We start from the raw sequence: 18,772 nt of genomic DNA on the forward strand, positions 1-18,772 counted from the left end.
ACCATATCAATCTGTGTGAACACTCATCGCAATAATCATCGTATAAGGAGGTGATCCAGCCCCAGGTTCCCCTAGGGCTACCTTGTTACGACTTCACCCCAGTCATGAACCACAAAGTGGTGAGCGTCCTCCCGAAGGTTAAACTACCCACTTCTTTTGCAGCCCACTCCCATGGTGTGACGGGCGGTGTGTACAAGGCCCGGGAACGTATTCACCGTAGCATTCTGATCTACGATTACTAGCGATTCCGACTTCATGGAGTCGAGTTGCAGACTCCAATCCGGACTACGACGCACTTTTTGGGATTCGCTGACCATCGCTGGCTCGCCGCCCTCTGTATGCGCCATTGTAGCACGTGTGTAGCCCTACTCGTAAGGGCCATGATGACTTGACGTCGTCCCCACCTTCCTCCGGTTTATCACCGGCAGTCTCCCTGGAGTTCCCGACATTACTCGCTGGCAAACAAGGATAAGGGTTGCGCTCGTTGCGGGACTTAACCCAACATTTCACAACACGAGCTGACGACAGCCATGCAGCACCTGTCTCAGAGTTCCCGAAGGCACCAATCCATCTCTGGAAAGTTCTCTGGATGTCAAGAGTAGGTAAGGTTCTTCGCGTTGCATCGAATTAAACCACATGCTCCACCGCTTGTGCGGGCCCCCGTCAATTCATTTGAGTTTTAATCTTGCGACCGTACTCCCCAGGCGGTCTACTTAACGCGTTAGCTCCGAAAGCCACGGCTCAAGGCCACAACCTCCAAGTAGACATCGTTTACGGCGTGGACTACCAGGGTATCTAATCCTGTTTGCTCCCCACGCTTTCGCATCTGAGTGTCAGTATCTGTCCAGGGGGCCGCCTTCGCCACCGGTATTCCTTCAGATCTCTACGCATTTCACCGCTACACCTGAAATTCTACCCCCCTCTACAGTACTCTAGTGAACCAGTTTCAAATGCAGTTCCGAGGTTGAGCCCCGGGCTTTCACATCTGACTTAATCCACCACCTGCATGCGCTTTACGCCCAGTAATTCCGATTAACGCTCGCACCCTCCGTATTACCGCGGCTGCTGGCACGGAGTTAGCCGGTGCTTCTTCTGCAGCTAACGTCAAACACTAAGAGTATTAATCTTAATGCCTTCCTCACTGCTGAAAGTGCTTTACAACCCGAAGGCCTTCTTCACACACGCGGCATGGCTGCATCAGGCTTTCGCCCATTGTGCAATATTCCCCACTGCTGCCTCCCGTAGGAGTCTGGACCGTGTCTCAGTTCCAGTGTGGCTGATCATCCTCTCAGACCAGCTAGGGATCGTCGCCTTGGTGAGCCATTACCTCACCAACTAGCTAATCCCACCTAGGCGTATCCAATAGCGCAAGGCCCGAAGGTCCCCTGCTTTGCTCCGAAGAGGTTATGCGGTATTAGCCATCGTTTCCAATGGTTATCCCCCTCTACTGGGCAACTTCCTAGGCATTACTCACCCGTCCGCCGCTCGACGCCGTTACCATCCCCCGAAGGTTCAGTTAACTCGTTTCCGCTCGACTTGCATGTGTTAGGCCTGCCGCCAGCGTTCAATCTGAGCCATGATCAAACTCTTCAATTAAAGTTTTGTTGAAGCTTAAAGCTTCGGCTCAATGAATACTGATTACATTTTCTTTGCTTATAAAAAGCAGAGTAATGTGAATTGACTGTGCCAAGCTGTCCTTTCAAATAAAAAGACGACTCGTTTGGTCACTCAGTTCATTGATAAATCTTTTGGATTATCATCAACGAGTGCCCACACAGATTGATAGGTTTAAATTGTTAAAGAGCTTGCCTTTCAGTGCCTTAGCACCTAAGCAGGACGCGTATAATACGCTCTCTACTTCGAAAGTCAACATAAAATTCTAAGCTTTTTACTCAAAACCTTATGTTGACTCGTCTCAATGAGACAAGTCGAGATTTAAAGCCTGGCGATGTCCTACTCTCACATGGGGAAGCCCCACACTACCATCGGCGCTATTGCGTTTCACTTCTGAGTTCGGCATGGAATCAGGTGGGTCCACAACGCTATGGTCGCCAAGCAAATTCTTTCTCTCTATTTCTAGAGAATAACTTGGAAAACTGATTTAAGTTCTACTGATACACATTCAATGTTCTATTTGAGTCCATCAAAACCCCTTGGGTGTTGTATGGTTAAGCCTCACGGGCAATTAGTACAGGTTAGCTCAACGCCTCACAACGCTTACACACCCTGCCTATCAACGTTCTAGTCTCGAACAACCCTTTAGGACGCTTAAAGCGCCAGGGAAGACTCATCTCAGGGCTCGCTTCCCGCTTAGATGCTTTCAGCGGTTATCGATTCCGAACTTAGCTACCGGGCAATGCGTCTGGCGACACAACCCGAACACCAGAGGTTCGTCCACTCCGGTCCTCTCGTACTAGGAGCAGCCCCCTTCAATCTTCCAACGCCCACGGCAGATAGGGACCGAACTGTCTCACGACGTTCTAAACCCAGCTCGCGTACCACTTTAAATGGCGAACAGCCATACCCTTGGGACCGACTTCAGCCCCAGGATGTGATGAGCCGACATCGAGGTGCCAAACACCGCCGTCGATATGAACTCTTGGGCGGTATCAGCCTGTTATCCCCGGAGTACCTTTTATCCGTTGAGCGATGGCCCTTCCATACAGAACCACCGGATCACTATGACCTGCTTTCGCACCTGCTCGAATTGTCATTCTCGCAGTCAAGCGGGCTTATGCCATTGCACTAACCTCACGATGTCCAACCGTGATTAGCCCACCTTCGTGCTCCTCCGTTACTCTTTGGGAGGAGACCGCCCCAGTCAAACTACCCACCAGGCACTGTCCTCACCCCAGATAATGGGGCTAAGTTAGAACATCAAACATACAAGGGTGGTATTTCAAGGATGGCTCCAACGATACTGGCGTACCGTCTTCAAAGCCTCCCACCTATCCTACACATGTAGGCTCAATGTTCAGTGCCAAGCTGTAGTAAAGGTTCACGGGGTCTTTCCGTCTAGCCGCGGGTACACTGCATCTTCACAGCGATTTCAATTTCACTGAGTCTCGGGTGGAGACAGCGTGGCCATCATTACGCCATTCGTGCAGGTCGGAACTTACCCGACAAGGAATTTCGCTACCTTAGGACCGTTATAGTTACGGCCGCCGTTTACCGGGGCTTCGATCAAGAGCTTCGACCGAAGTCTAACCCCATCAATTAACCTTCCGGCACCGGGCAGGCGTCACACCGTATACGTCATCTTACGATTTTGCACAGTGCTGTGTTTTTAATAAACAGTTGCAGCCACCTGGTATCTGCGACTCTCAATAGCTCCATCCGCAAGGGACTTCACCGTCAAGAGCGTACCTTCTCCCGAAGTTACGGTACCATTTTGCCTAGTTCCTTCACCCGAGTTCTCTCAAGCGCCTTGGTATTCTCTACCCGACCACCTGTGTCGGTTTGGGGTACGATTCCTTACAATCTGAAGCTTAGAGGCTTTTCCTGGAAGCATGGCATCAATGACTTCACTACCGTAGTAGCTCGACATCGTGTCTCAGCCTTAAAAAGAGCCGGATTTACCTAACTCTTAAGCCTACGCACTTGAACCTGGACAACCGTCGCCAGGCCCACCTAGCCTTCTCCGTCCCCCCATCGCAATTGTAAGAAGTACGGGAATATTAACCCGTTTCCCATCGACTACGCCTTTCGGCCTCGCCTTAGGGGTCGACTTACCCTGCCCCGATTAACGTTGGACAGGAACCCTTGGTCTTCCGGCGAGGAGGTTTTTCACCCCCTTTATCGTTACTCATGTCAGCATTCGCACTTCTGATACCTCCAGCAGACTTTACAATCCACCTTCAACGGCTTACAGAACGCTCCCCTACCCAATACAATAAATTGCATTGCCGCAGCTTCGGTGTATAGCTTAGCCCCGTTACATCTTCCGCGCAGGCCGACTCGACTAGTGAGCTATTACGCTTTCTTTAAATGATGGCTGCTTCTAAGCCAACATCCTAGCTGTCTAAGCCTTCCCACATCGTTTCCCACTTAGCTATACTTTGGGACCTTAGCTGGCGGTCTGGGTTGTTTCCCTCTCCACGACGGACGTTAGCACCCGCCGTGTGTCTCCCGGATAGTACTTACTGGTATTCGGAGTTTGCAAAGGGTTGGTAAGTCGGGATGACCCCCTAGCCTTAACAGTGCTCTACCCCCAGTAGTATTCGTCCGAGGCTCTACCTAAATAGATTTCGGGGAGAACCAGCTATCTCCAGGTTTGATTGGCCTTTCACCCCTAGCCACAAGTCATCCGCTAATTTTTCAACATTAGTCGGTTCGGTCCTCCAGTTGATGTTACTCAACCTTCAACCTGCCCATGGCTAGATCACCTGGTTTCGGGTCTATATCCAGCAACTCGACGCCCAGTTAAGACTCGATTTCTCTACGGCTCCCCTAATCGGTTAACCTTGCTACTGAATATAAGTCGCTGACCCATTATACAAAAGGTACGCAGTCACACCACGAAGGTGCTCCTACTGCTTGTACGTACACGGTTTCAGGTTCTATTTCACTCCCCTCACAGGGGTTCTTTTCGCCTTTCCCTCACGGTACTGGTTCACTATCGGTCAGTCAGTAGTATTTAGCCTTGGAGGATGGTCCCCCCATATTCAGACAGGATATCACGTGTCCCGCCCTACTCGATTTCACTGATTATGATGTGTCGGTTACGGGGCTATCACCCTGTATCGCGAGACTTTCCAGACTCTTCACCTGCATCATTAAAAGCTTAAGGGCTAGTCCAATTTCGCTCGCCGCTACTTTCGGAATCTCGGTTGATTTCTACTCCTCCGGGTACTTAGATGTTTCAGTTCCCCGGGTTCGCCCTGTTAACCTATGTATTCAGTTAACAGTAACTGCTTATGCAGTTGGGTTTCCCCATTCGGAAATCCCAGACTCAAATGGTTTTTACTACCTAATCTGGGCTTATCGCAAGTTAATACGTCCTTCATCGCCTCTGACTGCCAAGGCATCCACCGTGTACGCTTAGTCACTTAACCATACAACCCGAAGGGGTCTTTACGTATGGCAAACAACCAAGGTGTGTCTCTCATTATTTGAATGAGCGAGAGACATTCGATTTTGCCGGACTCAAATATGAATAACTCGAAAGTTATTCCCAAGAACACTTGAATGTGTGTTGGTACCTACATCTCTAAGAGACATAGGATTTGAGAACTTTTATTTGAATAACATCAATCAAATGTTATTCGTCAGCTTTCCAAATTGTTAAAGAGCTAATCACTTCAAAGGAAGTAACCATTTTTAAAGATTCTACTTTCTATTCTAAGGAAAAAAGAACACTTAAAGATGGTATCCCGTAGGGGAGTCGAACCCCTGTTACCGCCGTGAAAGGGCGGTGTCCTAGGCCTCTAGACGAACGGGACACTAGTGCGAAATGTCTTGGGGGACATCTCTATCTCTTAAACTTCTTAAACCATACCAATCTGTGTGAACACTCATCGCAATAATCATCGTATAAGGAGGTGATCCAGCCCCAGGTTCCCCTAGGGCTACCTTGTTACGACTTCACCCCAGTCATGAACCACAAAGTGGTGAGCGTCCTCCCGAAGGTTAAACTACCCACTTCTTTTGCAGCCCACTCCCATGGTGTGACGGGCGGTGTGTACAAGGCCCGGGAACGTATTCACCGTAGCATTCTGATCTACGATTACTAGCGATTCCGACTTCATGGAGTCGAGTTGCAGACTCCAATCCGGACTACGACGCACTTTTTGGGATTCGCTGACCATCGCTGGCTCGCCGCCCTCTGTATGCGCCATTGTAGCACGTGTGTAGCCCTACTCGTAAGGGCCATGATGACTTGACGTCGTCCCCACCTTCCTCCGGTTTATCACCGGCAGTCTCCCTGGAGTTCCCGACATTACTCGCTGGCAAACAAGGATAAGGGTTGCGCTCGTTGCGGGACTTAACCCAACATTTCACAACACGAGCTGACGACAGCCATGCAGCACCTGTCTCAGAGTTCCCGAAGGCACCAATCCATCTCTGGAAAGTTCTCTGGATGTCAAGAGTAGGTAAGGTTCTTCGCGTTGCATCGAATTAAACCACATGCTCCACCGCTTGTGCGGGCCCCCGTCAATTCATTTGAGTTTTAATCTTGCGACCGTACTCCCCAGGCGGTCTACTTAACGCGTTAGCTCCGAAAGCCACGGCTCAAGGCCACAACCTCCAAGTAGACATCGTTTACGGCGTGGACTACCAGGGTATCTAATCCTGTTTGCTCCCCACGCTTTCGCATCTGAGTGTCAGTATCTGTCCAGGGGGCCGCCTTCGCCACCGGTATTCCTTCAGATCTCTACGCATTTCACCGCTACACCTGAAATTCTACCCCCCTCTACAGTACTCTAGTGAACCAGTTTCAAATGCAGTTCCGAGGTTGAGCCCCGGGCTTTCACATCTGACTTAATCCACCACCTGCATGCGCTTTACGCCCAGTAATTCCGATTAACGCTCGCACCCTCCGTATTACCGCGGCTGCTGGCACGGAGTTAGCCGGTGCTTCTTCTGCAGCTAACGTCAAACACTAAGAGTATTAATCTTAATGCCTTCCTCACTGCTGAAAGTGCTTTACAACCCGAAGGCCTTCTTCACACACGCGGCATGGCTGCATCAGGCTTTCGCCCATTGTGCAATATTCCCCACTGCTGCCTCCCGTAGGAGTCTGGACCGTGTCTCAGTTCCAGTGTGGCTGATCATCCTCTCAGACCAGCTAGGGATCGTCGCCTTGGTGAGCCATTACCTCACCAACTAGCTAATCCCACCTAGGCGTATCCAATAGCGCAAGGCCCGAAGGTCCCCTGCTTTGCTCCGAAGAGGTTATGCGGTATTAGCCATCGTTTCCAATAGTTATCCCCCTCTACTGGGCAACTTCCTAGGCATTACTCACCCGTCCGCCGCTCGACGCCGTTACCATCCCCCGAAGGTTCAGTTAACTCGTTTCCGCTCGACTTGCATGTGTTAGGCCTGCCGCCAGCGTTCAATCTGAGCCATGATCAAACTCTTCAATTTAAGATTTTGTCGGCTCAATGAATACTGAACATTACATAAAGTAATGTTTGAATTGACTGTGCTGAATCCGAAGATTCAATGGTCACTTCGTTTCATTGAAACCTAATTTGAAACCGAAGTTTCTAATTGGATTATCATCAACGAGTGCCCACACAGATTGATAGGTTTAAATTGTTAAAGAGCTATTCTAGCTTGACTTGCGCTTAGCGCCCTGTCGCTAGGGGTGCGTATAATACGCTTTGCTTTTTGAGAGTCAAGTGTTTATTTCAACTTTCTTTTCTCTCTCCCAACCCTTCATGTGACTTCCGTCTCACTCCGTGTCGGTGAGGCGGCATTATAGGGAGGTCTGGAAGGATGACAAGCCTTTTTTTGAATTATTTTTCTAACCGTTCAAAAAGCCATCAAAACGATGTTTATCGAATAAAATTTCAACATTTGAGACATGTCACACCAATGCGTTGGAAAAAGTCCAACCATATACGTAAGATTCATGTGTCTAATTTGTTAATGACAGACGTAACTATCTCTATTACTTACAATGTAGTATTCCAATATGAACTCTAATAAATCGACCTTATTGATTGTCGCCCTAGCAGTGTTGGGTGGAATCATCTTCTCGCAGGTAGCGGTTCCCGCTTCCGTAGCATTCGTTATTGGTGTTTGTGCTTCAGCTTTTATCTTAAAACTTTCCAACAACAGCACGACCACTACTGACTCATCTTCACCTTCAACGAAAACTCTTTATGTCGGCAACTTGCCATATAAAGCAAACGAAGCACACGTTCGTGAGCTGTTTGCTAAGCATGGTGAAGTTTTTGCGGTTCGTTTAATGAAAGACAAACGTACTGGAAAAAGAAGAGGCTTTGGCTTTGTTGTGATGGCCTCTAGTGATGCTAACAACGCGATTGATGCGTTAAACGATCAAGACTATATGCAACGTACTTTAAAAGTGCGTATTGCTAATGACCCTAAACACCCTGAAGCGGACGACACTGCACAGGGCTAAACCCTAACTGAATTAATGTCGTATTGAGTGCGCTTTCTTGCCAAGGAGGCGCACTACAATAAATCTGATGAGCTCCTCGTTTCGAGCCTTCCGCATTTATCCCGAGCAAATCTTTTACCCTTCTTGCAATAGCATTGCCTGAATCCACCAGCAAAACTTCTTCGCCAAGAACTCGTTGAATTTCTTCTTTGATCAAAGGGAAATGAGTACAGCCAAGTACTGCAACATCCACTTTGCTTTGAAGCGGGTCCAAAATAGCGGCCAACTCTTGCAACGATATGGCTTGGCCTCTGAGCTTTTCTTCCGCCATATCGACTAAGCGCGTTGAGCCAATCATTTCTACGCTTTTGTTATTAGAGAAGTCTCGTATCAGATCTTGTGTGTACTCTCTTGTAACGGTTGCAGGGGTCGCAATCAGCCCCACCGCTTTGCTCGCCAACGACGACGCAGGCTTAATAGCAGGCACTACCCCTACGACAGGAATCGATAGTTTTGCACGTAAAGTCGGTAGTACAATGGTACTCGCGGTATTGCATGCAATAACAACAAGGTCAATATGGTGAGAATCAACAAAGCTCGACACCATCGCGTCCACTCGCTGGATCAATGTGGCCTGCTCTAGCTCACCGTATGGATAGGCTTGGTTATCAAAGATATAGGTGTAACTCAGTTGAGGAAGCAACGCTTTGATTTCTTGATATACCGATAGCCCACCCACGCCGGAGTCGAAGATAAGTATATTTTTGTTCGCTGATTGTTCCACACTGCTCACCTAAAAATGAAAACTCAGCGATCATACTCACTATTGGTCGTTTGGCAAATACCTTGCTCGATACCTTTGGTGGCTAAAGCGTTCACCCACGTCTACATGAGTCTTGTCCAACTCTATACGACCATTAAAGCAAGGCGCTTCAACCACCAAGGTGTGAAACTCGCCATCTTCACCACAAGGGTCAACATGACTAGGTAGCTCACCTAAAAGTGCGTCGTTATACCAATGCCCACACCAGCGGCTTGATAACACCTGCCCGTCTACGGTCACCAGAATAGTCTTAATCCCCCGCTCTATGATCTCAATGGCAAGTTGCTTACTCGATTCTCCAAGTAGTGGGAACACACACTGCCAACCAGCCGGTTCGATATAACTGCGTCGGTAGTCTGCTATTCCATTGCAAAACATGTCGCCAAAAGCAACGGCATCAATTGCAAGACCTGATTGCTTCAAGCCCTCAACCACCAATGACTGATAGACGTCATTAGCAGGGAAAACTTCGGGCAGCTCTATTTTGATTAGTGGCAGCCCGACTAAATTGGCTTGCATGTCGATAACTTCGAGTGGTGTAGCCTGAAAAGGCACTTCATCTTTTACGTAAGTCGTATAAAGACCCACAACATTGTAGCGCTCATCTTCTAACAAGCGCAGTAAGGTTAATGTGGAGTCTTTACCACTTGACCAGCTAATTACTACGTTCTTTTTCATTGCTGATACCTATAGAAAAGTAAAAACCGCCCGAAGGCGGTTTAGGTAATTAGAATTGGTAGGTTAGATTAGCGAAGTACCTACGCTCTGGGGCGTTGTAGCCTAGCGTAGTTTGGTAATCTTCGTTGGTTAAGTTATCGATACGGCCTCTAACCACTAGCTCAGATGAAATCCAGTAACCTACCGACACATCCCACAAGCTCACAGATGGAAGAATGTTTTCAGGACTGTATGTCTCATTCGGGTTACCTAGTCTGTCCCCAGTGTAGGTGTAAGTTAAGTTCAAATCAAAATCTTGGTATGACGCGTCCATTAACCACTTATAGTTTTCATCTGCGCGTTTAGCCAACTTATTACCTTGAGAGTCTTTATGATCTTTAAACTCTGCAATGACAGTATGATGGATGAACCACGTCTCAAAGCGTCCAGATACTTCAATCCCTTTAAGCTCCGCATCCACATTCTGTGGGTACCACCACGGACTGCCTTCATACCAGATAATCAGATTATCGACTTCATTGTCATAAGCCGTTACCTCAAGGTTAAACAAATCGAATTGTCCTGAGTAACCAATCTCACGGTTATTCGCTTCTTCAGGTTCAAGATCTGGGTTAGTAGTCAAATCAGAGTAGCTCGGTGCTTTAAACGAAGTACCAGCTGCGGCTCTCAACGAGTGTTTTGGAGTAATGTGGTAACGCGCACCTAGAGACCAAGTAGTATGGTTATCATAAGTGTCATGCTTATCACCACGTACGCTACCGACTAGCTGCAGATCCCCGATACGATAATCTGTCGACACATAGACACCCGTTGTATCACGAGATTCACCAGCTAGTGCATCTGGGGAGCCATAAGAAAGCGCGTCATCATCAAGCTTTTCACGGCGCCAATCAGCACCTGCTCCTACAGATAAATCTTCAGTCACACTGTATTGATTCAAGAACTGAAGATTGGTTAAGTCGATCTTCTTTTGTGTACTAGCGTTATCTTTACCCTCGGCTTGAGAATAATCTAGGTTTTCGATCGCTTGTTGGTTAGCGCGCAGTGTCGAACTTAGCTTTTCACCTTTGTATTCAAGCTCACCAGTAATACTTAGATTTTCTGAGTAACCGTAGTTCTTACCACTTGAATCATATTCCGTTAGGCTGTCATACCAACGAACAGAAGCTGAACCTGTAAGTTGCGATGTAATTGCCTGAGAATATGAAGCAAACAAGTTTTGGCTTTCATAACCATAGTTCACCCCAGTTGCAGGGTCTTTAATGTCGTAGCCATCCGTTTCTTCAAAGCCACCAGCAAGCTTAAAGATGCCGCCATTAGACAGCTCTTGTGTTGTAGAGAAGTTCGCTTCTTTTTGCGCATCGCTGCCAGCTCCAACTGAAACCGTTGTCGATTCTGACGCCTCACCAGAAGCAGTAATTACGTTAATCACCCCTGCAATTGCATCCGAGCCGTATAACGCGCCGCCAGATCCTCGAATCACTTCTACGCGCTCAATAATGCCCACTGGAATGTGATTAAAACTGATACCACCAGCGGCTGAATCAATGCGTACGCCATCGACGAGAAACAGTACTTGGTCGCTATTGTAGCCACGCATAAATACCGAAGCGCTGTGGCCACGACCACCGCTTTGCGAGACTTCAATACCTGGAACGCGTTTCAATACGTCTACTAAAGACTTAGCTTGAGTTTCTTCAATTTCTTGCTTGGAGATCACCGTTGTAGATGCAATGACATCACTCAAAGGTTGCTCAAAGTGACTTGCTGTCACCACAACGGTTTCATCCGCTTGCTGGGCATAAGAAAGAGAGGCGTGCGGAAGTAGCGATGCCACGGCAATCGCTAGAAAAGACTTGTTCATTTTATATTTATCCTAAATCGCGTAAATCCCTCCGAACCTATGCTGCTTCCGAGCATATTGTTGGTTCGGGTACTGGCAGGTCTTCGGACTTAAGAGCTTGGCTAAGCCGCCTAATCACTCGACTTCCCACATAGTCCACTATGCAGTGTCATTTGAGCTTTCGTTCTCTTTTACCGCTGCGCGTCAGTTCTGGATTTTCACCAGATTCCCTTTTCAGCCATCTATACATCTAGAATGGCACCAGCTTGGCGCAGATACTATTAAGCTATTGATAATTTGTCTAGTTAAAGATTGGTATAAGCTATAGTTTTACAGACTAGTTAAAGCCAAATTGTCCTCAACACTGGACAAGTCCGAGGGATTGAATAAAATCTGCGCTCCTGTTTAAACGCATCCGATGCTTAACGCATTTCCAAAAAGGTATTTCCATGGCGACTCTTGATGTAAACCCTCAACATTACCAGCAACAACTGGCGGAAAAGACCGAGCGTCTAACCCAGATGTTCGCACAGTACAGTGTGCCTGAGTTGGAGGTGTTTGAATCACCAGAGCAGCATTACCGCATGCGTGCAGAGTTTCGAATTTGGCATGAAGGTGAAGACCTTTACTACATCATGTTCAACCAAGAAACCCGTGAGAAATACCGCGTTGATCAATTCCCAGCCGCTAGCCGTTTGATCAACGACCTAATGCCATTGCTTATCGATGCGATGAAAGACAATGACTCTCTGCGCCGTAAGTTATTCCAAGTAGACTTCCTATCCACACTGAGCGGTGAAATCTTAGTTTCTCTGCTTTATCACCGTCAGTTAGATGATGCTTGGATTGAACAAGCCAAGACACTTAAACAACGCTTGAATGACGAAGGCTTTAACCTCAACATCATCGGGCGTGCACGTAAAATGAAAATCGTGTTAGATCGTGATTACGTGATTGAGAAGCTCGACGTTAATGGTCAGGCATACACCTACCAACAAGTAGAGAACAGCTTCACTCAACCAAACGGCAAAGTGGCCGAGAAGATGCTTGAATGGGCCGTAGACTGCACCCAAGATAGCCAAGGCGATCTGTTAGAGCTTTACTGTGGTAACGGCAACTTTTCTCTAGCATTAGCGCAAAACTTCGACCGCGTGTTAGCGACTGAACTCGCGAAACCATCGGTACAATCTGCCCAATACAATATTGCGGCCAACGAAATTGATAATGTGCAGATCCTTCGTTTATCTGCTGAAGAATTTACAGAAGCGATCGAAGGCAAGCGTGAGTTCCGCAGACTCAAAGATGCGGGTGTGGATTTACAGAGCTACAACTGCAATACCATTTTCGTTGATCCACCACGCGCAGGTATGGATATCGATACCTGTAAAATGGTGCAAGGCTACGAGCGCATTATGTACATCTCATGTAATCCAGAGACACTCAAAGAGAACTTAGACGTTCTGTGCGAAACACACAACATCACTCGATTTGCCCTATTTGACCAGTTCCCATATACCCACCATATGGAAGCTGGAGTATTACTCGAGCGCAAAGCAGACTAATCTGCCATTCTTCAGATACAAAAAAACGAGCCATTTGGCTCGTTTTTTATTGCGATAATTTTATTCGGCGTTGCGGGCGAAAAAACCCATCTTCTTACCTATCCACAGCATCAACAACAGCACCACCATAATGGCGATAAAGTTTGATCCCGAATCAGGGTGCTGCGCCTTAATAAAGGCCGAGTGGCCAAAAGCACCAACAAAGAAACACGCTAAACTCACCAAAGGAATATCCTCCGATACAGGGCTACGCAGATATTCTTGGTACAGAGCTTGTACTGACAGCACTAATGCAATCAGAGGAAAAATAGAAAAAGACACTTCACTCATCGTCATCCAAGACAACAATGCGTCGCCACACATACCGGCAATCAGAGCTAAAATCAGCGTTTTTCTCTCTGAGCCACGATTAACTAGGTTACTATCATTCGACATTAATCTATCCCGCCTTTTAATCGGTTACGTTCACGTTCTTTGCGATACCAGAAAGCCCCTTTGGCTATCATTCGCAATTGCATGATCAAGCGCTCAGCCAGTTCTTCTCGCTCGCGTCGATCTAAGTCCAGTGCTTCTGCTCCAGAGCTGAAAACTAAGGTCACCGATGCTTCTGCTTGGGTAAACGCTTCGTCTCGACTCATTCCAGAGCTAATAAGGTATTCTGTTAATTCTGCAGCAAAGTGCTGTATTTCGCGAGCCACCGCAGTACGAAATTCAAAAGAGGTACCCGAACGCTCACGAAGCAATAATCGGAATACGTTTGGGCTGCTTTCGATAAACTCCATGAAAGTTTCCACAGAGGTGCGAATAACACTGCCTTCTTTGACAATACGTTGCCTTGCCTGACGCATCAATTGGCGAAGAAGCAAACCACCTTCGTCAACCATTGTTAAGCCTAGTTCGTCCATATCTTTGAAATGACGATAGAAAGAGGTCGGTGCAATCCCCGCTTCACGGGCCACTTCTCGTAAGCTTAAATTAGAAAAGCTTCGATCGGCACTCAATTGGCTGAAAGCTGCATCGATTAGAGAACGACGCGTTTTTTCTTTTTGCTGTGCTCGGATTCCCATGGACTTCATACCAATATTCTTAATTCAGCTCGCAACATGATGAGACATACTATAGCGCGAAATGAGACGACTCAGAACCGCGAAACTCTAAAGCGCTACGAGAAACTATGCTGCGTTACGATTTGAGCAGCCAATTAAACGCGCTTGGACAGATTTTGCAAACACTTCGCTAGAATTTGGAGAGCTATAGCATACGATTGCCGGTTTTCTCACGGATGTACGTGATCACTTCCACTGTCTGGTGTGGAAATCATTTACGCATCAATGGAATCAGTTAAAATCTCGCTACAGCAATGTTAATAGCTATAACAAACAAGGATTAAAATATGGCCCAGTGTAACCACTTTGATGTAATCGTTATTGGTAGTGGCCCAGGCGGTGAAGGTGCAGCAATGGGATTAACCAAAGCGGGACTCAACGTCGCTATTATTGAAAAGGAAAGCAGTGTTGGGGGCGGGTGTACTCACTGGGGTACCATTCCTTCTAAAGCTCTTCGTCATGCCGTTAGCCGCATCATTGAATTCAATAACAACCCTCTCTTTTGCAACAATAACACCAGCCTACACTCCACGTTTTCCAATATTCTTGGCCATGCCAAATCAGTGATCGACAAACAGACACGCCTGCGCCAAGGCTTTTACGATAGAAACGACTGTACGCTGATCTTTGGTACTGCAAAGTTTACTGATTCTAACTCCGTATCTGTCACCCAAGCTGATGGCAGCATTGATACCTACACAGCCGATAAATTCGTCATTGCTACAGGCTCCCGACCATACCAGCCTGCCAACGTCGACTTCACTCACGAACGCATTTACGACAGCGACTCGATTTTGAACCTCAAGCATGACCCTCGCCATATCATCATTTATGGTGCAGGTGTCATCGGTTGTGAATATGCCTCTATCTTCCGTGGGTTAGGGGTTAAAACTGACCTAATTAATACTCGTGACCGCTTGTTATCTTTCCTTGATAACGAGACGTCCGATGCATTGTCATACCACTTCTGGAACAGTGGTGTGGTTATTCGCAACGACGAAACTTTTGAGAAGATTGAAGGCACAGAAGATGGCGTTATCGTTCATCTGGAATCTGGTAAAAAAATGCGCGCCGATTGTATTTTGTATGCCAATGGCCGAACAGGTAACACCGACAAGCTTAACTTAGAGGCAGTAGGCCTTACCGCCGACTCTCGTGGCCAAGTATCGGTAAATAGTAATTACCAAACCGAAACCGACCATGTTTATGCCGTGGGAGATGTGATTGGCTACCCTAGCTTAGCAAGTGCAGCTTACGACCAAGGCCGTGTAGTGGCTCAGGCAATCACTCAAGGTCAAGCAACGGGTTACTTGATTGAAGACATTCCAACGGGTATCTATACCATTCCAGAAATCAGCTCTGTTGGTAAAACCGAGCAAGAGCTAACTGCGGCAAAAGTGCCTTACGAAGTAGGACGCTCTTCGTTCAAACACCTCGCTCGTGCACAGATAGCAGGGAAAGACATTGGTAGCTTGAAGATATTATTCCACCGAGAAACCAAAGAGATCTTAGGTATCCACTGCTTTGGCGAACGTGCGGCTGAAATCATTCACATCGGTCAGGCCATCATGGAACAAAAAGGTGAAGCGAATACCATAGAGTATTTCGTTAACACCACTTTCAACTACCCAACTATGGCTGAAGCGTATCGTGTCGCTGCCTTGAACGGGTTAAACCGCTTGTTCTAGTTAAGCTTTAACCCACAATAAAAACAAAAAACGCAGGCATAGCCTGTGTTTTTTTGTTTCTGTATGTCGCCCAACCATTAGGCCAAAAACGTTTGTCTCCGCCATTGGTGGATAAATATCACTGCTAGGCCAATACCGCGCATCGCCATGAAAGTCAGCATGGCAAACCACAACGCATGGTTACCAAGATCGATGGAGAGATAAAACACAGCAAAGAAGCAGCAAGTGGCAACAAACATACTGTTACGCATCTCTTTGCCTTTCGTCGCACCGATAAAGATCCCATCAAATAAGAAGCACCACATTGCCGTTAGCGGCATCGCCACCAGCCAAGGCAAATACACTAAGGCATTTGCCTGAACCGCAGGTATGTCGGTGATCAAATTGATCAGCTGAGATCCCACCCCTGCAAAAGCCACGGTTAAGACTAAACAAATCACTAAGCTCCAAAAGAAGGTACCGATTAACGACTGATTTAACTGCTGACGATCTTTAGCCCCTATCGCCTTGCCAACCATCGCTTCCATCGCGTAGGCAAAACCGTCCATTCCGTAAGAAATCATCATCAAGAAACTCATTAAAACCGCATTGGCTGCGACAGTTTCATCGCCAAAGCTGGCACCTTGAAAAGTCATAAAGCTGAAAGTGGCTTGAAGGCATAACGAACGTAAAAAAATATCACGATTCAATTTCACGAATCGACCAATGTTGTGACCGGCTACGGATAACAAGGATAGTGGTGAAGGCAGCTGCTTGTGCTGCCATGTGCGCCACACGCAAAGTAACCCAAACGCTAAACCGCTGTAATCAGCAATCACCGAGGCCAATGCAGCGCCTTCGACTTTCCAACCGAAACCTATCACAAACAATACATCCAAGATGATATTGGTCAGGTTTGAAATGATCACCATCCACATTGGGGCTTTGGCATTTTGTGTGCCGAGCAACCAACCGAGCAACACAAAGTTGGCTAACGCTGCAGGAGCACTCCAAGCACGAATTGCAAAGTATTGTTGCCCATAGAATTTCACTTCATCGCTTGCGCTACTTAAAGAAAAGATGGCGTCGGATACCCACACATGCAGCATTAAGAACAGTGAGGCAAAACCCAACGCCATCAGCAATCCCTGTATAAGCACCAGCGCCAACTGACGCCTGTCTTCCGCACCATAGGATTGTGCCGCGAGACCAGTGGTCGACATGCGCAAGAAGCCTAGCAGCCAAAATGTCACACTGATCATGGTACCGCCAAGTGCGACACCACCGAGATACCAAGCATGTTCTAGATGGCCGATCACTGCGGCGTCCACTAAACCGAGTAAAGGAACGGTGATGTTAGACAACACCATAGGAATGGCGAGCAGTAACACTTGCTTGTGTACTGCTCGATTAGAAAGAGTTTGAGTTATATGTTGAATCACGGCCACCTCGCTTCAGAGAGCAAAGTGTAACCGGATCACCAACGAAGCTGAACCAATACTGGGGTTAATCGTTGTTTATAAGCGGAAAACTTTGTTAGCCAGCGCTGCCAAAATTTCCAACGGCCACAGTTTTTATCCAATGGAGAAAATGTCTTGGTCCATTTCGTCCAAGGCAGATACTGTAAGATTGCCTCTCCCGGCGCGCTGAAACCATGGCTATACGTTCCAGACCCCATCTTTTGGCCGATACTGCTTGAGGCCTTATCGCCCGCAAGCACGATACAAGCGCTGGCAGTATCAAAATGACGCCCTAGTGATTGAACAAATTTGGCTACTTGCCTCTCGCTACAGTCGAGTAAGGCATGCTCACACACCACCATGACAGATGCTTGCTGTGGGATAGGTAAACTTTCTAACCACTGCAAATCGTCCACGCTGCCGCAATGGTGCTGATAACGTTCACTGTTATGAAAAAGCTTTTGACGCCACAGAAGGTTTTCAGTGACATCCAACTCTAACCAGTGACAGCGACCATTATCGACTCGGTAAAATCGCGTATCCAGCCCAGCACCAACATTGAGAATCCACGCTTCAGGGTGTCTTTCAATGAAGGCTTTGACTTGTTGGTCGCACAGCTGAGTGAGAGTGGCATGCAGTAGCTGCTTTTGGTCCACGTCCCCAGATAGGCACTCTGGTGCGAGTTGGCAATGGCGACAAGCATTGGCAGCAATCGGATCGTAGACTAAACCGTTATCCACCAAACTCTCACGACTTCTTAACCAAAGCGGCTGAAGTAAGTTGGCGGGTATTTGATAACGTCGATTTGAAGAAGGTGGAGTGGCAGGCATTATCATCTTCCTTATGTCACCAGAAAGAAGATGATAATGAATATCATTTATAGACGCAAGTTATTGAGAATTGATCTCAACAATTATTGGTTTTACATCCAATCTGTATTGCGAATGATACCAACAGCGAGACCTTCGATAGCAAGATGCTGGGAGGTGAGGTCAACTTGGATTGGCGAAAACTCTTCGTTTTCAGCATGCAACAATACGGTAGAGCCTTTGCGCTCAAGTCGCTTAACGGTAACATCGTCGTCGACACGAGCCACGACAACTTGACCATCGCGCACATCTTGCGTTTTGTGTACGGCCAGTAGGTCGCCATCCATAATACCGATGTCTTTCATACTTTCGCCATTAACACGAAGTAAGAAATCGGCCTGGGGCTTAAACATTCCTGGATCCACTTGATAATGTGTTTCGACATGCTCTTGCGCCAAAATAGGCTCACCTGCTGCGACTTGACCAATCAATGGCAAGCCTTGCTCTTCATCGTTAGCCGCATCCAGCAAAATGCGGATACCACGAGAAGCGCCTGGGATAATTTCAATCGCTTGTTTACGAGCTAGCGCTTTAAGGTGCTCTTCAGCAGCGTTAGCGGATCGGAAGCCAAGCTCACGTGCAATTTCAGCACGAGTCGGTGGCATTCCTGTTTCATCGATCTTGCTCTTAATAAGATCGAAAACTTGTTGTTGTCGGGGCGTTAACGGCTTCATAAGTCACCTGTCTTTTTAT

The 18,772-nt window shown here is 47.4% G+C and carries 11 protein-coding genes, 1 tRNA gene, 4 rRNA genes and 1 riboswitch; of the genes, 3 read left to right on the forward strand and 13 right to left on the reverse strand.

All coding sequences use genetic code 11. The features are described from left to right. Positions 1–43: 43 nt before the first annotated feature. The 5 genes from ACXABW_RS14130 to ACXABW_RS14150 form a co-directional block, all read right to left on the reverse strand. Positions 44–1,596 (reverse strand): 16S ribosomal RNA (locus ACXABW_RS14130). Between the two features lie 344 nt (positions 1,597–1,940). Further along, a 5S ribosomal RNA gene (rrf, locus tag ACXABW_RS14135) occupies positions 1,941–2,056 on the reverse strand. Between the two features lie 108 nt (positions 2,057–2,164). Next, positions 2,165–5,054, reverse strand: a 23S ribosomal RNA gene (locus ACXABW_RS14140). A gap of 311 nt (positions 5,055–5,365) precedes the next feature. Continuing rightward, positions 5,366–5,441 (reverse strand) — tRNA-Glu (locus tag ACXABW_RS14145). A 92-nt stretch (positions 5,442–5,533) separates the two neighbouring features. Next, a 16S ribosomal RNA gene (locus ACXABW_RS14150) occupies positions 5,534–7,086 on the reverse strand. The 16S, 23S and 5S rRNA genes sit together here with 1 tRNA gene alongside, the layout of an rRNA operon. Positions 7,087–7,639: 553 nt before the next feature. On the opposite strand from ACXABW_RS14150, the gene ACXABW_RS14155 reads away from it, so the two are divergent. Continuing rightward, the gene (locus ACXABW_RS14155) at positions 7,640–8,092 is read left to right on the forward strand and encodes an RNA recognition motif domain-containing protein (RefSeq protein ID WP_252028640.1); all 453 of its coding nucleotides are present in this window, start codon (positions 7,640–7,642) and stop codon (positions 8,090–8,092) included. Here the strand turns inward: ACXABW_RS14155 and murI are convergent. The 3 genes from murI to ACXABW_RS14170 are packed head-to-tail and all read right to left on the reverse strand — an operon-like array spanning position 8,055 to position 11,436. Further along, a complete protein-coding gene (murI, locus tag ACXABW_RS14160; protein WP_457523201.1) occupies positions 8,055–8,855 on the reverse strand; it encodes a glutamate racemase in 801 nt (266 codons plus the stop codon). The genes ACXABW_RS14155 and murI overlap by 38 nt on opposite strands. A 39-nt stretch (positions 8,856–8,894) precedes the next feature. Continuing rightward, positions 8,895–9,572 (reverse strand): Dph6-related ATP pyrophosphatase, encoded by a 678-nt coding sequence (locus ACXABW_RS14165; protein ID WP_457523203.1) that lies wholly within the window; start codon positions 9,570–9,572, stop codon positions 8,895–8,897. A gap of 49 nt (positions 9,573–9,621) precedes the next feature. After that, positions 9,622–11,436, reverse strand: a complete 1,815-nt coding sequence (locus ACXABW_RS14170; RefSeq protein WP_457523205.1) for a TonB-dependent receptor domain-containing protein — start codon at positions 11,434–11,436, stop codon at positions 9,622–9,624. Positions 11,437–11,493: 57 nt separating this feature from the next. After that, positions 11,494–11,696: riboswitch (cobalamin riboswitch) on the reverse strand. Between the two features lie 168 nt (positions 11,697–11,864). On the opposite strand from ACXABW_RS14170, the gene trmA reads away from it, so the two are divergent. Then, on the forward strand, positions 11,865–12,977 hold the full coding sequence (gene trmA, locus ACXABW_RS14175; RefSeq protein WP_457523206.1) for a tRNA (uridine(54)-C5)-methyltransferase TrmA: 1,113 nt from the start codon (positions 11,865–11,867) through the stop codon (positions 12,975–12,977). 60 nt (positions 12,978–13,037) lie between these two features. On the opposite strand, the gene ACXABW_RS14180 is transcribed toward trmA, so the two are convergent. Together ACXABW_RS14180 and fabR are read right to left on the reverse strand one after the other, a co-directional pair. Next, positions 13,038–13,412 carry a YijD family membrane protein gene (locus ACXABW_RS14180; protein WP_252028650.1) on the reverse strand — a complete coding sequence of 125 codons (375 nt, stop codon included), beginning with the start codon at positions 13,410–13,412 and terminating at the stop codon, positions 13,038–13,040. Then, the gene (gene fabR, locus ACXABW_RS14185; RefSeq protein WP_252028652.1) at positions 13,412–14,053 is read right to left on the reverse strand and encodes an HTH-type transcriptional repressor FabR; all 642 of its coding nucleotides are present in this window, start codon (positions 14,051–14,053) and stop codon (positions 13,412–13,414) included. The genes ACXABW_RS14180 and fabR overlap by 1 nt, the downstream gene beginning before the upstream one ends. A 317-nt stretch (positions 14,054–14,370) precedes the next feature. Here fabR and sthA point away from each other — a divergent pair, with 317 nt between their 5' ends. After that, complete coding sequence (gene sthA / locus ACXABW_RS14190; RefSeq protein WP_457523208.1) at positions 14,371–15,771, forward strand: Si-specific NAD(P)(+) transhydrogenase; 1,401 nt, start codon at positions 14,371–14,373, stop codon at positions 15,769–15,771. A 77-nt stretch (positions 15,772–15,848) separates the two neighbouring features. On the opposite strand, the gene dinF is transcribed toward sthA, so the two are convergent. From dinF to lexA, 3 genes are all read right to left on the reverse strand, one after another. After that, the gene (gene dinF, locus ACXABW_RS14195; protein ID WP_457523209.1) at positions 15,849–17,192 is read right to left on the reverse strand and encodes an MATE family efflux transporter DinF; all 1,344 of its coding nucleotides are present in this window, start codon (positions 17,190–17,192) and stop codon (positions 15,849–15,851) included. Between the two features lie 35 nt (positions 17,193–17,227). Next, complete coding sequence (locus tag ACXABW_RS14200) at positions 17,228–18,046, reverse strand: class I SAM-dependent methyltransferase (RefSeq protein WP_457523211.1); 819 nt, start codon at positions 18,044–18,046, stop codon at positions 17,228–17,230. Between the two features lie 86 nt (positions 18,047–18,132). After that, the gene (gene lexA / locus ACXABW_RS14205; RefSeq protein ID WP_252028657.1) at positions 18,133–18,753 is read right to left on the reverse strand and encodes a transcriptional repressor LexA; all 621 of its coding nucleotides are present in this window, start codon (positions 18,751–18,753) and stop codon (positions 18,133–18,135) included. Positions 18,754–18,772: the final 19 nt, after the last annotated feature.

The organism is Vibrio paucivorans, from assembly GCF_054053395.1.

Excerpts from the sequence above, each read along its gene's own strand:
- fabR (WP_252028652.1), bottom strand. The coding sequence starts at position 14,053 with ATGAAGTCCATGGGAATCCGAGCACAGCAAAAAGAAAAAACGCGTCGT.
- ACXABW_RS14165 (WP_457523203.1), bottom strand. The coding sequence starts at position 9,572 with ATGAAAAAGAACGTAGTAATTAGCTGGTCAAGTGGTAAAGACTCCACA.
- trmA (WP_457523206.1), top strand. The coding sequence starts at position 11,865 with ATGGCGACTCTTGATGTAAACCCTCAACATTACCAGCAACAACTGGCG.
- ACXABW_RS14170 (WP_457523205.1), bottom strand. The coding sequence starts at position 11,436 with ATGAACAAGTCTTTTCTAGCGATTGCCGTGGCATCGCTACTTCCGCAC.
- ACXABW_RS14200 (WP_457523211.1), bottom strand. The coding sequence starts at position 18,046 with ATGATAATGCCTGCCACTCCACCTTCTTCAAATCGACGTTATCAAATA.
- ACXABW_RS14180 (WP_252028650.1), bottom strand. The coding sequence starts at position 13,412 with ATGTCGAATGATAGTAACCTAGTTAATCGTGGCTCAGAGAGAAAAACG.
- lexA (WP_252028657.1), bottom strand. The coding sequence starts at position 18,753 with ATGAAGCCGTTAACGCCCCGACAACAACAAGTTTTCGATCTTATTAAG.
- sthA (WP_457523208.1), top strand. The coding sequence starts at position 14,371 with ATGGCCCAGTGTAACCACTTTGATGTAATCGTTATTGGTAGTGGCCCA.
- ACXABW_RS14155 (WP_252028640.1), top strand. The coding sequence starts at position 7,640 with ATGAACTCTAATAAATCGACCTTATTGATTGTCGCCCTAGCAGTGTTG.